The 14,382-nt window shown below is 69.9% G+C and carries 11 protein-coding genes; 7 read left to right on the top strand and 4 right to left on the bottom strand.

Annotated features, from left to right (window positions below):
- The first annotated feature begins 536 nt into the window (after positions 1 to 536).
- A complete protein-coding gene (locus D7V93_RS22050) occupies positions 537 to 5,129 on the top strand; it encodes a response regulator (RefSeq protein WP_120645292.1) in 4,593 nt (1,530 codons plus the stop codon).
- A gap of 104 nt (positions 5,130 to 5,233) precedes the next feature.
- Here D7V93_RS22050 and D7V93_RS22045 read toward each other — a convergent pair whose 3' ends face one another.
- Entirely contained in the window at positions 5,234 to 5,458 is a 225-nt protein-coding gene (locus D7V93_RS22045) for a hypothetical protein (RefSeq protein ID WP_120645290.1), read from the bottom strand.
- A gap of 192 nt (positions 5,459 to 5,650) precedes the next feature.
- Between D7V93_RS22045 and D7V93_RS22040 the strand changes: the two genes are divergently transcribed.
- The 6 genes from D7V93_RS22040 to D7V93_RS22010 all read left to right on the top strand — a co-directional run bounded on the left by D7V93_RS22040 (position 5,651) and on the right by D7V93_RS22010 (position 12,554).
- Positions 5,651 to 6,592, top strand: coding sequence for an AAA family ATPase (locus tag D7V93_RS22040; protein ID WP_120645289.1), 942 nt, complete (start codon positions 5,651 to 5,653; stop codon positions 6,590 to 6,592).
- Positions 6,593 to 6,743: 151 nt separating this feature from the next.
- Positions 6,744 to 7,691, top strand: coding sequence for a branched-chain amino acid transaminase (locus D7V93_RS22035; protein WP_120645288.1), 948 nt, complete (start codon positions 6,744 to 6,746; stop codon positions 7,689 to 7,691).
- Positions 7,692 to 7,750: 59 nt separating this feature from the next.
- A complete protein-coding gene (locus tag D7V93_RS22030; protein ID WP_120645287.1) occupies positions 7,751 to 9,091 on the top strand; it encodes a DUF8689 domain-containing protein in 1,341 nt (446 codons plus the stop codon).
- A gap of 121 nt (positions 9,092 to 9,212) precedes the next feature.
- Complete coding sequence (locus tag D7V93_RS22025) at positions 9,213 to 10,052, top strand: Fic family protein (protein ID WP_120612867.1); 840 nt, start codon at positions 9,213 to 9,215, stop codon at positions 10,050 to 10,052.
- 223 nt (positions 10,053 to 10,275) lie between these two features.
- Positions 10,276 to 11,397, top strand: a complete 1,122-nt coding sequence (locus D7V93_RS22015; RefSeq protein WP_120645286.1) for a DHH family phosphoesterase — start codon at positions 10,276 to 10,278, stop codon at positions 11,395 to 11,397.
- Entirely contained in the window at positions 11,394 to 12,554 is a 1,161-nt protein-coding gene (locus tag D7V93_RS22010) for a cysteine desulfurase family protein (RefSeq protein ID WP_120645285.1), read from the top strand. Before D7V93_RS22015 ends, D7V93_RS22010 begins: the two co-directional genes overlap by 4 nt.
- Before the next feature lie 12 nt (positions 12,555 to 12,566).
- Here the strand turns inward: D7V93_RS22010 and D7V93_RS45885 are convergent, their stop codons facing one another.
- The 3 genes from D7V93_RS45885 to D7V93_RS45075 form a co-directional block, all read right to left on the bottom strand.
- The gene (locus tag D7V93_RS45885; RefSeq protein ID WP_167509484.1) at positions 12,567 to 12,740 is read right to left on the bottom strand and encodes a hypothetical protein; all 174 of its coding nucleotides are present in this window, start codon (positions 12,738 to 12,740) and stop codon (positions 12,567 to 12,569) included.
- 109 nt (positions 12,741 to 12,849) lie between these two features.
- On the bottom strand, positions 12,850 to 13,824 hold the full coding sequence (locus D7V93_RS22005) for a serine/threonine-protein kinase (RefSeq protein WP_120645291.1): 975 nt from the start codon (positions 13,822 to 13,824) through the stop codon (positions 12,850 to 12,852).
- 14 nt (positions 13,825 to 13,838) lie between these two features.
- Positions 13,839 to 14,382: tetratricopeptide repeat protein (locus D7V93_RS45075; protein WP_372338334.1), on the bottom strand; the 544-nt coding region annotated here is incomplete at its 5' end.

Genomic DNA, 14,382 nt, shown 5'->3' with positions numbered 1-14,382 from the left:
GGCCCGGCAGGCGCCTCCGGTCCTGAGGCCTTCCGCGCCCGCCCCCACGGACGACGAGCCCGAGGAGATCGCCGCCGACGAGGCCCAGTCCCTGGACGACGACGGCAGCCAGACCCCTTCCAACGCCAGCGCGGCGCTGGAGGAGCCGGAGGAGATCAGCAGCGACGAGGTCCACGACGCCGACGCTCGCCGTGGAGGCCGCGGACGTCGAACCGGTGGAGGACAGCGAGGACGAAGGCCCCCCGCCAGCGCCGCCGGGATCCACCCTCAACCCGTGGTTCGCGCAGCTCGCGCACGGGTATTGTCCCCCGGAAGGTGCCCGGTTCGCCCGGCACACCCCTCCCACCAACTTCCCCGGGAGGGAGCCGGAGACCGCCGAGCCCCCCGGGCCGGCCTCGCCTGTCGGCCAGGGAGCGGTTCGCAACAAGAACACGTGAGGCAGGCGACCGAGCGCCGCTCGGAAACTTTCCAAGCCTCGCGCCCGCCCGATAGGATGTGGCGGTTTTCACTGCACTTTTTGCTGGGTGAAGGGCTTCATGGAGCGTCGCGTCCTCATCGTCGAAAGCCAGAACGACTTCGCACTCAGCATGGCCTCCGTGCTCAAGAGCGCGGGCTACAACACGGCCATGGCTACCACTGCGTCAGATGCGCAGCGGGAGCTGGAGAAACGCCGACCCGACCTGGTCGTCGTCCGGGCGGAGCTGCCGGACCAGTCCGGCTTCGCCCTCTGTGGTCAGATCAAGAAGGGCAAGTGGGGCCAGAACCTCAAGGTCCTGCTGCTCTCCTCCGACTCCGGCGTGGAGGGTCTGAACAAACACCGTGAGACGCCGGCCGCCGCGGACGGCTACCTCGTCATCCCCTTCGAGATGGGAGAGCTGGCCTCGATGAGCGCGGGCATCGTCCCGCCCGGCACCGACGAGACGGACGCGGACCTGGACGCCGCCCTCTCTGGCGCACCGCGTGAAGCCCCGCCGCCCATGCCCGGTGTCCGCACCGGCGCTCCGCCCAAGCTGCCCAAGCGCGAGCGCCGCAGCGCGATGACGGACGAGGACAAGACCTTCATGGACCGGGCCTTCTCGTCCATCGCGGACCGGAAGGCGGAGCTGCTGGCGGAGTCGCGCCAGCTCAAGCGCCCACCCCCGCGCCGCGAGCTGATGGGCACGCCCGAGGGGAAGATCCAGATCCTCCGGGACGAGCTGAAGACGCGCGAAGCGCAGCTCGCGCGCCTGTCGGAGATCTGGAGCGTCCGTGAGCGGGAGCTGCTGTCCGTCGAGGACCGGCTCCACGAGAAGGACGTGGAGCTGCAGGGCCTGAAGATGCAGGTGGATGACCTGCTCAGGCGCTTCAACGACGCCCAGCAATCCATCGTCCAGAAGGAGCGCGAGCACGGCGCCACCGTGGACGACCTGCTCCTGCAGAAGTTCTCCTCGGAGAAGGACCTCATCGAGGTCGTCGCCTCCAAGGAAAAGGACATCAACGTCCTGCGCAAGGAGGTCAACCTCCGCGACGAGGAGCTGGCCCGGCGCGGCACGGACCTGGAGAACTCCCGCAACGAGTACGACAAGCTGGAGAAGCACCTCGGCGTCGTCACGCTGGAGTTCGAGGTCAAGGAGCAGAAGCTCCAGGACACGGTGCGCGCCAACGAGGCGGAGATCCTCCAGCTGCGCGAGCGCGGCGACCAGTTCGAGTCCGAGCTGGGCCGCACCGTCAGCGAGCGCGACCAGCGCTACGCCGAGCTGGACGGCGAGCTCCAGGCCCTCCAGGAGCGCCTGTCCCAGACGGAGCAGGAGCGCGACGCCACCGTGCGCGGCCTGGAGGCCCGGGCCACCACCGCGGAGGAGCACGCCAGCCGCTCCGACGCGGAGATCGAACGCCTCAACGCCGAGCGTGCCGCGCTGGAGCAGCGCCTCACGCAGCAGGTGGCGGACCTGGAGTCGGACATCGCGCGCGTCACCAGCGAGCGCGACCAGCTCAAGCTGGACAAGGACGAGCAGGAAGCGGACCTCACGCAGCGCGTGGAAGAGCGCGACGCGAAGCTCCTGACGCTCGACCGCGAGCTGCAGGAGACCATCGCCCGCAACGAGAACAGCGAGGCGGAGCTCAACGCCACCATCCAGCAGCACCGTGAGCGCATCGGTGAGCTGGAGGGCGAGGTCGAGGCCGTCAAGACGCACCTGGAGGACCGCGAGACGGAGCTGTCCGCCGAGCTCCAGGCGCTCCAGCAGGCCAAGGACGCGCTGGAGCAGGATCTCACCAGCCAGCTCGAGGACCTGCGCGCGGCGAAGGACGCCCTGGAGGCGGACCTCACCGGTCAGATCCAGGCGCTCAGCGAGCAGCTCGACGCCGCCCAGCGCCAGGGCGAACAGCTCTCGGCGCGCGTGGCCTCGCTGGAGGACACCGTCGCCCAGCGCGACAGCACCATCGAAGGCCTGCAGTCGGACGTGGCCGAGCGCGACTCGCGCATCTCCGAGCTGACCGGGAACCTGGAGGCCACGAGCCAGCAGCTCGCGGAGACGCAAGGCACCCTCTCCAGCACGGAGGCCACCCTCGCGGAGACCCGCGGCGAGCTGGAAGCCACCAGCCAGCAGCTCTCCGAGACGCAGACGACGCTCTCCAACACGGAGGGCACGCTCGCGGAGACGCGCGGCGAGCTGGAGGCCACGAGCCAGCAGCTCTCCGAGACGCAGACGCGCCTGACGCAGACCGAGGAGACCCTCTCCTCCACCCGCGGCGAGCTGGAGGCCACCAGCCAGACGCTGGCGAGCACCGAGGCCACCCTCGCGGACACGCAGGGCACGCTTTCGCGCACGGAGGCCACGCTCGCCGACACGCAGGCGACGCTCTCCAGCACCGAAGGCACCCTCGCGGAGACGCGCGGCGAGCTGGAGGCGACGAGCCAGACCCTGACGGACACGCAGTCCCGGCTCGCGCAGACGGAGGAGACGCTCTCCACCACGCGCGGCGAGCTGGAGGCCACGAGCCAGACCCTCGCGGACACGCAGGCGACGCTCTCCAGCACGGAAGGCACGCTCGCGGAGACGCGCGGCGAGCTGGAAGCCACCAGCCAGACCCTGTCCGACACGCAGACGCGGCTCGCGCAGACGGAGGAGACGCTCGCCTCCACCCAGGGTGAGCTGGAAGCGACGAGCCAGACGCTCGCGCGCACCGAGGCGACCCTCGCGGACACGCAGGGCACGCTTTCGCGCACGGAGGCCACGCTCGCCGACACGCAGGCGACGCTCTCCAGCACCGAAGGCACCCTCGCGGAGACGCGCGGCGAGCTGGAGGCCACGAGCCAGACGCTCACGCAGACCCAGGACACGCTGGAGTCGACGCGCGCGGAGCTGCTGAAGACGACCACGCACCGCGACGAGCTGGACGCGGAGCTGAACGAGACGCGCGACGTCCTCCAGGACACCAACGCCCTCCTCGCGCGCACCACGCAGGAGCGCGACACGCGCATCGTGGAGCTGCAGGCGCTCGGCGAGGCCAAGGACGCGCTGGAGCAGGACCTCACCGGCCAGATCGGCCAGCTGCGCGCGGACCTGTCCGAGACGCAGGGCCTGTATGACGCCGAACGCGGCGCGCACGCGAGGCTCGCGGAGGAGACCACCGCGCAGATCGCCGCGCTCACCACCGAGCGCGACGGGCTGTTCGCGGAGCTCAACACCACGTCGCAGCAGCTCGCCGACACCCAGGGCCAGCTCGCCGACACCCAGGGCGCCCTGGCCCGCGAGGAGCAGGCCCACGCCCAGGCCCGCCAGCAGGCGGCCTCCGCCCAGGCGGAGCTGAACCGCCAGCTCGCCGACGCGCAGGCGAACGGTGAAGAGCTGGCCGAACAGCTCATCGTCACCAAGCACGAGCTGGGCGCGCGCGTGGCGGAAGTCACGCAGCTGTCCTCCACGCTCGCGCAGACGGAGGACGCGCGGCACGACCTGGAAGACCGCTTCCAGACGCTCACGCACGAGTCCCAGCGCCGCGAGGAGCTGCTGCAGAACGAGGTGGACACCAAGGGCAAGGAGCTCTCGGACACCCTGCGCAAGCTCACCCACGTGACGCAGGAGAAGATGCGTCAGGCGGAGGTGCTCAACCGCGAGGTCGCCACCCGCACCGACCAGGTGAAGGCGCTCGAGGGCCAGCTGCAGACCCAGGCCGCCGAGGCGAAGAAGCAGGCGGACGCGCTGGGCCAGCAGCTCACCGCCGTCTCCAACGACCTGGACGGGGCGCGCAAGGCCATCGCCGACCGCGACGGCCAGCTCCAGCAGGCCAGCCAGTCCCAGAAGAAGCTCGCCAGCGAGCGCGACGGACTGGCCGGACAGCTCCAGCAGGCCCAGGCCCAGGCGCAACAGCAGGCCCAGCAGGCCCAGGCCGCCGCCGCCGAGGCGAAGAAGCAGTCCGACGACCTGGCCGCGAAGCTGGCGAAGGCGGACCAGCGCATCGCGCAGCTCGCCCAGGAGGCCCAGAAGTTCGCGGCCGACACGGACGCGAAGCTCAAGGACGCCCAGGCCCAGCTCCAGGCCCGCACCAAGAAGGCCCAGGACCTGGAGCTCGCGCTGGAGAACGCCCAGAGCGCCCGGAGCCGCGCGGAGAAGGAACTCACCGCCCGCGTCACCGCCGCCGAGTCGAAGGCCAACGAGTCCGCCGCCCGGCTCGCCACCGCGCAGAAGGAGCGCAAGGACCTGGAGGCCCGCCAGCTCAAGGAGCTGGACGACCTCAACGCCAAGCAGAAGGCGGAGCTGGAGCGCCGCGAGGCCATCAAGGCCCAGGAGGTCGCCCGCCTCCAGACGTCCGTCCAGGAGAAGAGCAAGGCGCTCAAGGTCGCCGAGCTGGAGCTGGCCCGCTACAAGAGCAAGGCCCCTGCCGCCGCCGCTCCCGCCGCGAAGCCCGCGGCGCAGGACGAGCACCTGGCCGTGACGGCCCAGGCGAACCCGGTCATCCCGGCCGCCGCCAAGCCCCCGGCCAAGGCCGCCGCCAAGCCTGCCGGGAAGAAGGCCGCCCCGACCCCGGCCCCCGTGCCGGCCCTGGGCGATGACGAGGACGCCCCGGAGCGCACCGTGATGATGCAGCTGCCCACCGCCCCCGAGGGCGAGGACGACTGGACGGCGCTCGTCGACGAGCTCGACAAGTAGCCTTCCCGCGGTCTGGAAATGACGAGGGCCCGCGCGCTCCCCAGGGGGTGCCGGGCCCTTCGTTCGTCAGCTCAAGCCCGGCTTCGAGCCGGGCGCCTCCCCGACTACAGCGCTGTCACGGCCCGGGCCTCACGGATGAGGTCGCGGAAGTGCAGCGAGCCCACCACGTCCCGCACCGACACCGGACGCCCTTCTTCCCGGGCCTGCGCCTGGGCCACCCGCCAGCGCTCCAGCAGCGTCCGCGTCGCGATGTAGGCCAGCACGAGGGGGAAACCTCCCGGCATCACCACCACCACCACCGCCATCGCCATCTTCAACAACGCCCACATGACCCGCGACCTCGTTCGTGTCCTGAATTGCGCCACTGAGATGCACGGTGCGTGCCCAGGGTGCGAAAATATTTACGCACTCTGATTCCGGGGGGTTGCAGCTCCACAGGGGCTCAAGGGTGCGGCCGCCATCCCCACAACCCTGGCATTTTTGCCGCAGTCGTCGGAAGTCCGTCGGTTAAGTTGACGGGTGTGAGCCCTCCTGACCTGACGCCCGCGATTCGCTCCTTCACCAGCGTGGAGGACGCGGCGCGCCGTCTGGAGGCGGTGGGCTACCTGTCCTCCCCGGAGATCGCCACCGCGGTGTTCCTGGCGGACCGGATGAACAAGCCCATCCTGGTGGAGGGCCCCGCCGGCGTCGGCAAGACGGAGCTCGCGCGCGCCCTGGCCCTGGCGCTGGACCGCGGCTTCATCCGCCTCCAGTGCTACGAGGGCCTGGACGAGGCCAAGGCCCTCTACGAGTGGGAGTACGCCAAGCAGCTGCTCTACACCCAGCTCCTCAAGGACAAGATCGGGGAGATGACCCAGGGCACCAAGACGCTGGCGGAGGCCGCGGACCGGCTGGCGTCGGGCGACGCGGTGTTCTTCTCCGAGCGATTCCTCTTGCCCCGCCCCATCCTCCAGGCGCAGCTGTCCGATACGCCGTCGCTGCTGCTGGTGGATGAGATCGACAAGGCGGATCCGGAGTTCGAGGCCTTCCTCCTGGAAGTGCTCTCTGACAACGCTGTCACGGTGCCGGAGCTGGGCACCATCAAGGCGAAGCACATCCCGCGCGTCATCCTCACCAGCAACAACGCCCGCGAGCTGTCGGACGCTCTCAAGCGCCGCTGCCTGCACCTGCACATCGACTTCCCGGACCGCGAGCGCGAGCTGCGCATCGTCCGCTCGCGCCTGCCGGAGGTCTCCCAGGTGCTGGCCGAGCAGGTGGTGGAGGCCGTGGCCGCCATCCGCGCGCTCGACCTCAAGAAGGCCCCGTCCATCAGCGAGACGCTGGACTGGGCCCAGAGCCTCGCGCTGCTCAACGCCGAATCGCTCACGGCGGATGTCGTGGCCGCCACACTCAACCTCGTCCTCAAGTACGAGGGCGACATCGAGAAGGCCCGCGCCAACCTGCCGCAGATCGCCCAGGCCTGACGCGGGGCGACTCGGGCTGCCGGCACATCGCGCGAGCGTCAGGCCAGGGACCGTTCGGACGGCCCCCGGCGTTTCGCGCTTTGCCTCCCCGGTGGGCCTGGATAGAAGTCCTCAAGCCGTCCCACCCATTGCCCGACGAAGGAACTTCCCGATGAGCTCGACCTCATCCTCCGTGCTGCGCGCCGAACACATCTGGCTCGATGGGAAGCTGGTGAAGTGGGACGAAGGCAACGTGCACGTCATGACGCACGCCCTCCACTACGGCCTGGGCGTCTTCGAGGGCATCCGCGCCTACAAGACCCACGATGGCCGGCTCGCCGTCTTCCGGCTGCGCGAGCACATCCAGCGCCTGCTCGACTCCGCGCACATCATCATGCTGCACATCCCCTACACCGAGGACCAACTGGTGGAGGCGACGCTGGATCTCCTGCGCCAGCAGAAGCACCTGTTCGCCAACGGCGCCTACCTGCGCCCGGTGGCCTTCATGGGTGATGGCGCCATGGGCCTGGGCGCGGTGAACCCCACCCGCGTGGCCGTCACCGCCTGGGACTGGGGCGCGTACCTGGGCGACAAGGGCATCCGCGAGGGCATCCGCGCCAAGGTCAGCTCCTTCACGCGCATGCACGTGAACGTGAACATGGTGCGCGGGAAGATCACCGGCCAGTACGTCAACTCCATCCTCGCCAAGCGCGAGGCGGTGCTCGCCGGCTACGACGAGGCCATCCTCCTGGACATCAGCGGCTTCGTCGCGGAGGCATCCGGCGAGAACATCTTCATGGTGAACAAGAAGGGCGTCATCAAGACGCCGCCCCTCTCCTCGCCCATCCTCGACGGCATCACCCGCGACACCGTGCTCAAGCTGCTGCGCGACAGCGGCCGCACCGTGGAGGAGGTGACGTTCACCCGCGACGCCCTCTACATCTGCAACGAGATCTTCTTCACCGGCACCGCCGCGGAGATCACCCCCGTGCGCGAGGTGGACAACCGCCAGGTGGGCGAGGGCAAGCCCGGTCCCATCGGCAAGTTCGTCCAGGACACCTACTTCCGCGTCGTCCGGGGCCAGGACGACCGCTATGCGGACTGGCTGACCTACGTTTGAGAACACTCGACTGACGTGACATCCCGGCGGACGGGGGAATCGGGTAGAACCCGTACCCGATGCCTCCCGCCGGGTACGCGTACGAAGACAATCCGTTCAAGTTGGAGAACCCGTCCGTCCTCGACATCGCTCCCCCGGAGCCGAAGTCGCTGGAGGACACCGGGCTGAAGATTGGCCTCTTGGCCGACCTGGGCCTCAAGTTCCTCTACTACGCCGGCACCGGCACGGGCATGGCCATCGCGGAGAGCATGTGCCTGCCGTGGTCCGGCGTCGTCGAGCACGTGGTGGACTTCCTCGCCACGGAGAAGCTCGTGGACCTCCGGGGCGGCAAGGGCTTTGGCCGCGCGTCCGTGGAGTTCGCCCTCACGGAGAAGGGCCGCGAGTACGCCCGCGACGCCCTCACCCGCTCCACCTACGTGGGCGCCGCCCCCGTCCCCATCGAGCAGTACAACGCCCTCATCAGCAGCCAGACGGAGGAGACCCCCGTCGTGGGCCAGGAGGACCTGGTGATGGCCCTGGGCCATCTCACCGTCTCCGCGGAGCTGATGGACAAGCTGGGCCCGGCGGTGAACTCCGGCCGCTCGCTCTTCCTCTACGGCCCCCCGGGCAACGGCAAGACGAGCCTCGCCGAGGCCATCTCCCACATGTTCGGCGGCGAGGTGTACGTCCCCCACTGCCTCGAAATCGACAACCAGATCATCAAGGTCTACGACCGGATCATCCACACCCCGGTGTCCCTGGAGGTGGGCTCCTCGGGCGCGGGCGGCCGCCGGCAGACCTTCGAGATGGACAAGCGCTGGCTGCTCTGCCGCCGGCCCGCCGTCGTCGTGGGCGGCGAGCTGACGCTCGAAACGCTCGACCTCATCTACTCGGAGAGCACCCGCTTCTACGAAGCGCCGTTCCAGGTGAAGGCCAACGGCGGCATGCTCCTCATCGACGACTTCGGCCGCCAGAAGGTCCACCCCACGGACCTGCTCAACCGGTGGATCGTCCCCCTGGAGAAGCGGGTGGACTTCCTCACCCTCCACACGGGCAAGAAGTTCGAGATCCCCTTCGATCAGCTCCTCGTCTTCTCCACCAACCTGGACCCCAAGGAGCTGGTGGATGAGGCGTTCCTGCGCCGGATCAAGTACAAGATCGAAGTAGGCAATCCGGATGAAGAATCCTACCGGGAGATCTTCCGCCGGGTGTGCGAGGCGGCGGGCATCCCCTACGTGGACCAGGCCATCACCTACCTCGTGGAGCACTACTACAAGCCGCGCAGCATGGAGATGCGCTCGTGCCACCCCCGGGACCTGGTGTCACTCATCCGGGACGCGGCGAGGTACCGGCAGATTCCCCCCGCCCTCTCCAAGGACCTCCTCGACCAGGCGTGCGAAGTGTTCCTGGTGAATCTCTAGTCGGGTTTTAATTGTTCCAACCTCGCGGAATTTCTAGAATCCGCGTGCCGTTGTACCCGCCTGGCGCAGCCTCTGAGAAAAAGCGCCCGGGGCGGGCCGGGGCGAGAAGGAGCCGCAGTCCGTGAAGGAACGCTATCAAGACATCGACGAGAAGAACGAGCAGCTGCGCGAGTACCTCGACATCTACAAGGACAAGCAGCCCGCACGCGAGTTCCTCGACCGATTCGAGATGTCGTGGATCTACCACGACGCCGCGCTCGAAGGCGTCGTGTACACGCACCAGGAGTTGATGGCCGCGCTCTTCCCGGCACGCACCGCCGCGGAAGCGTCCATGATTCCGGTCGTGCTCGAGATCCGCAACCACAAGGCGGTCGCGGACTACATCCGTGAGGAGGCCGTGGGCGCGAAGAAGCAGTCCGCGCTGACGCTCACCACCATCAAGCGGATGCACGACCTCTTCCTCGGCAACACGCCCGAGGCGCTCGCCGAACGCGCGCGCATGGAGCGTCGCGAGCGCACGGAGAAGGAGCTGGCCAAGGAGCGCGACCGCGCGGGGCTGCGCAAGGACATGCCCCTGCACCGCACCTACTTCCACGACATCACCCAGCCGGCGAAGATCCAGGCCCGGCTGGAGAAGCTCGTGGACCACACCGCCAGCGCGGAGTTCCGCGAGTTCCACCCCATCAAGCAGGCGGCGGTGGTGCAGCACGAGTTCCTGCAGATCTTCCCCTTCACCGAGCACAGCGGGAAGGTGGGGCGCATGTGCAGCAACCTCATCCTGCTGCGCAACGGCTACATGCCCGCCGTCATCCACTCCATCGACCGGCAGCGCTACTACGAGTCCTTCCGGGGACCGGTGGCCATCTTCCGCACGGTGCTGATGGACGCGATGGAGAACTCGCTCGACAACGGCGTGAAGTACTTCCGCGACCTGGGCCGCAAGTACAAGACCGTCGAGTAGTCGCCGTGCGCATCGGGGCTCACGAATCCATTGCTGGATGCGTGAGCCCGGCACGGGGAACCTGGCAAGGGAGCAATCGGCCTGAAGGCCTTTCGCTGCCGCGTGAAGGATGCGCGCCTCGTCGACACCATAGGGGTATTGGAAACACCCTTTCCGGAACGTTATGGGGAGAACATCCGACTTCTCGAATCCCTGTGCCGGAGGAAGTAAAAGAAGAGCCCCCATGCCCGTGACCCCTTCCTTCCAGAGCCGTCGCACCCAGCTTCCCGTTGGCGGCGAGCTCACGGAGCCTCCGCCAGCGCGCTTGGCGAACCTGCCCGCCAAAGAGAAGCTGGACCGTCTGCTGCGCGTGGCCAAGGGTCATCGTCGGGCGCTCATCCTGACGCATGACAACCCGGATCCGGACTCCATCGCCGCGGCCGTCTCGCTCGCCCACCTGCTGGAGCGCAAGGCAGGGGTGGAGGCCCATGTGGGCTACGGCGGCATCATCGGCCGGGCGGAGAACATCGCCTTCGTGCGGGTGCTGCGGTTGCCGGTGTCGCACGTGTCCACCATCGACTTCGGGCAGTACGACCTGTTCGGCCTCGTGGACACGCAGCCGCCGGTGCGCAACCACTCGCTGCCCGCGCGTCTGCGCGCCGACCTCGTGGTGGACCACCACCCGCTGCGCGAGGAGAGCCTGCTGGCGCCCTTCGCGGACGTGGGCGGCGACTTTGGCGCCACCTCCACGATGCTGGTGGAGTACCTGCGGGCCGCGCAGCTGGAGCCTTCCGTGGAGGTCGCCACCGCGCTCTTCTACGGCATCAAGGCGGACACGCGGGACCTGGGCCGCGAGACGACCCAGACGGACGTGGACAGCTACCTGTGGCTGTTCCCGCGCTGTGACAAATCGCTGCTGGGGCAGATCGAGCACCCGGAGGTGCCCGCCCGCTACTTCCAGCTCTTCCACACGGCCATCGAGAAGGCCAAGGTCTACGGCACCGCCATCATCACCGACCTGGAGGAGGTCTACTCCCCGGACATGGTGGCGGAGGTCGCCGAGCGGATGATGTTCCTCGAGGGGACGAAGTGGTCCCTGGCGTACGGCAGCTTCCGCAACCAGCTCTTCCTGAGCCTGCGGGTGAAGGACCGGCGCATGAACGCGGGCCGCCTCATCCGCGAGCTGTGCGAGGACCTGGGCGGCTCGTCCGGAGGCCACGGCAGCATGGCGGGCGCGCGGCTGCCGCTGTCCGGCAGCGCCAACAAGCGCAAGGCGCTCAAGCGGGACCTGGTGGCGCGCTTCCTCGATGCCTTCGGCGTCGCCGAGGAGCGGCCGGTGTCGCTGCTGTCCGCTCAGGACACGTGATCTACTGGGATCACAACGCCGCCGCGCCGGTGCGCCCGGAGGTGGGCGCGTTGCTCGCGCGGGCGTTCACGCAGGGCGGCTTCGGCAACGCGTCCAGCGTGCACGGCGGTGGACGTGAGGCCCGCGGTCGGCTGGACGCGGCGCGGGCGAAGGTGGCGCGGCTCCTCGGCTGTGAGCCCAAGGAGGTCTGCTTCACCGCGTCGGGCAGCGAGGCGGACGCGCTCGCGCTGGTGGGGGCCTACGCCGCCCGCCCGGGGAAGGAGCGCCGCCGGGTGGTGGCCTCCACGGTGGAACACCCCGCGCTGCTCGGCGCCCTTACCTGGCTGGAGCGCGAGGGCGCGCAGGTGGTGCGGCTCTCCCCTGCCCCCGACGGCCGCGTGCCGCTGGAGGCCGTGCTGGAAGCGCTCACCCCGGACACCGCGCTGTGCTCGCTGATGTGGGCGAACAACGAGACGGGCGTGCTGCAGCCGGTGGCCGAGGTCGCACGCACGTGTCGGCAGCGCGGCATCCTCTTCCACACCGACGCCGTGCAGGCCGCGGGCAAGGTGCCGCTCACGCTGCGCGAGGTGGACGCGGATCTGCTCTCGCTGTCCGCGCACAAGTTCGGCGGGCCGCAGGGCGTGGGCGTGCTGGTGGTGCGCAAGGGCGTGGACGTGCGCGCGCTCACCCCGGGGCACCAGGAGGGCGGCCGCCGCGGAGGCACGCAGAACGTGCCCTACGCCGAAGCGCTGGCCCTCGCGCTGGAGCTGGCCGCGACCGAGCAGTCCGCCACCGCCACGCGGGTCGGTGCGCTGCGCGACGGGTTCGAACAGCAGGTGCTCACGCGCCTCACTGGCGTGACGGTGAATGGAGCGGGCGCCCCCCGCGTGCCCAACACCAGCAACCTGCGCTTCGACGGCGTCGAGGGCGAAGCGCTGTTGATGGCCCTGGACCTGGAGGGCATCTGCGTGTCGTCGGGCGCGGCCTGCGCGTCCGGAACGCTGTCCCCGTCCCACGTGCTGCGCGCCATGGGCCTATCACCCGCGCAGGCCCGCGGCAGCCTGCGCTTCAGCCTGGGCACGTCCACCACCGACGCCGAGGTGGCGCGTGTGGTGGAGGCGCTGTGCACGCACGTCCCCCGTGTGCGCGCGTTGGAGGCCGAGGCGTCCGTCGGCTGAGGTCCCCGCCGCCTACCACTGCTGGTCGGGCAGCCGCTCCTCGCGCACTTCCTCGTCGGGCTGGCCGTAGCCGGGCATGCCCTCCTTGGCCTCGTCGGCCTTCGGGGGACGACGCGCTTCACCCTCGCTCGCCTCGCGCGCGGGCTTGTCCTGTTCGGCCTGCTGCTGTTTCCGCTCGGTCGCCATCGCTGTCCTCCCTCGGATGTCTGGCGGGAGGAAAGGTCATCATCCGGGGTGGACGCCGCAGCGACCCTTCCCGTCCGGGGAGCCTCGCGCCGGGGCCCTGCCCGCCCGGCTACTCGGCGCCGTTGCCGGGGCGCGCGGGCTCCGGCTCCGGGACTGACGGCACCTCGTCGGTGGTGCCGAACAGCCCGCGCACCACCGCCGCGATGGCCAGGGGCGTGCCCACGCGCTCGTCGTAGTGCGGGGCCAGGGCGCGCGCGTACTCCTCCGCGGACGTGAAGCGGTCCTCGGGGTTCTCCGCGAACGCACGCGCGAGCACCGCGTCCAGCGCTTCGGGGACGTCCGGACGCACCGCGCTCAAGAGCCGGTAGTTGCGCGACAGGATGCCCGCGAAGACCTGTTCGGGCGTGGTGCCGACGAAGGGGCGCCCCAGCGTGAGCAGTTCGTAGAGCACGACGCTCGCGGCCCACAGGTCCGCTTCCGGCGTCACCGCGCCCTGCAGCGACTCCGGGGACAGGTAGTACGGCTTGCCCAGCACCTCACCGCCCTGGAGCTTGCCGTCCACCAGCACGCGCGACACGCCGAAGTCGCCCAGCTTGATCTCCCCCACGCGGGAGATGAACAGGTTGGACGGGGACACGTCGCAGTGGACGATGCCCAGCGGCTCGCCGTCCGGCCCGGTGGCGGTGTGCGCGTACGCGAGCGCCTCCAGCAGCACCTTGGCCAGGTACACCGCGAAGTCGAGGGGCAGCGGAATCCCGCGCGCCTTGCAGCGCCGCAGGATGTGGCCCAGGTCGCGCCCGTCCACCAGCTCCATCACCAGGAAGGACACGTCCTCCAACATGCCCGCGTCCAGCACCTTCACGATGTTGGGGTGATCCAACTGGCGCGACAGGTGCGCCTCGCGCGCGAAGAGGTCCACCGACGCCGGGTCGCGGGTGAGCGCGGGCAACAGCCGCTTGAGCGCCACCGTCCAGCCCTCGTGGGGCCCGGAGCGCACGCGCGCGCGGTACACCTCGGCCATGCCGCCCTTGCCCAGCAACGACAGGATCTCGTAATTGCCGAAGACCCGGACGGGTTTCGACATGGGGGTCGGCGCGGTCACGGGCTGACGCTTCCAGCTCCTTGCGGCTCCCGACCCTGGGCCCGCTTGCGACCGCGCGCCTCCCTCAGCAGCTGCTCGAACAGCGGGCCTTCACCCGACAGCCGCTGCAGCTCCCGGTCCACCAGCGCGTTGCCTTCCGGCGGTGACCAGCCCTCCTTCACCGCGCGCCGCAGCGCGTCCTGGGCGGGCTTGGGCTGCCGGTCCGCGCGCCGCACGCACGCCATCCAGAAGGACGCCTCCGCCCGGGCCTGCTGGTTGCCCACCGCGCGCGCCGCCTCCAGGAACCGGAGGGCCTCCACCTGCTGGTTGCGCAGGAAGTTCACCACGCCCATCCCCGTCAGCGCCGACGCGTTGTTCTTGTCCTGGGCCAGGACCAGCTGGAACTGCTGCGTGGCGCCCACGGCGTTCTGCGACGACAGGGCCTGGTGCCCCAGCTTCAGCGCCGCGGGCACGTCCACCGCCTCGCGCCGCTGCGCCGCCACCTGCGCGGCCGAACCCGACGGCGGGGGCGCGATCTGCACCGGGACCTGGGCCTGACGC

It is taken from the genome of Corallococcus llansteffanensis (genome assembly GCF_003612055.1).
GTDB classification, from domain to species: Bacteria; Myxococcota; Myxococcia; order Myxococcales; family Myxococcaceae; genus Corallococcus; species Corallococcus llansteffanensis.
The sequence above is the reverse complement of the archived record's forward strand: the minus strand, read 5'-3'. Positions and strand labels throughout refer to the sequence as shown.

Coding starts and splice junctions, on each gene's coding strand:
- D7V93_RS22050 (WP_120645292.1), top strand. CDS start 537: ATGGAGCGTCGCGTCCTCATCGTCGAAAGCCAGAACGACTTCGCACTC.
- D7V93_RS22045 (WP_120645290.1), bottom strand. CDS start 5,458: ATGTGGGCGTTGTTGAAGATGGCGATGGCGGTGGTGGTGGTGGTGATG.
- D7V93_RS22035 (WP_120645288.1), top strand. CDS start 6,744: ATGAGCTCGACCTCATCCTCCGTGCTGCGCGCCGAACACATCTGGCTC.
- D7V93_RS22030 (WP_120645287.1), top strand. CDS start 7,751: ATGCCTCCCGCCGGGTACGCGTACGAAGACAATCCGTTCAAGTTGGAG.
- D7V93_RS22015 (WP_120645286.1), top strand. CDS start 10,276: ATGCCCGTGACCCCTTCCTTCCAGAGCCGTCGCACCCAGCTTCCCGTT.
- D7V93_RS45885 (WP_167509484.1), bottom strand. CDS start 12,740: ATGGCGACCGAGCGGAAACAGCAGCAGGCCGAACAGGACAAGCCCGCG.
- D7V93_RS22005 (WP_120645291.1), bottom strand. CDS start 13,824: ATGTCGAAACCCGTCCGGGTCTTCGGCAATTACGAGATCCTGTCGTTG.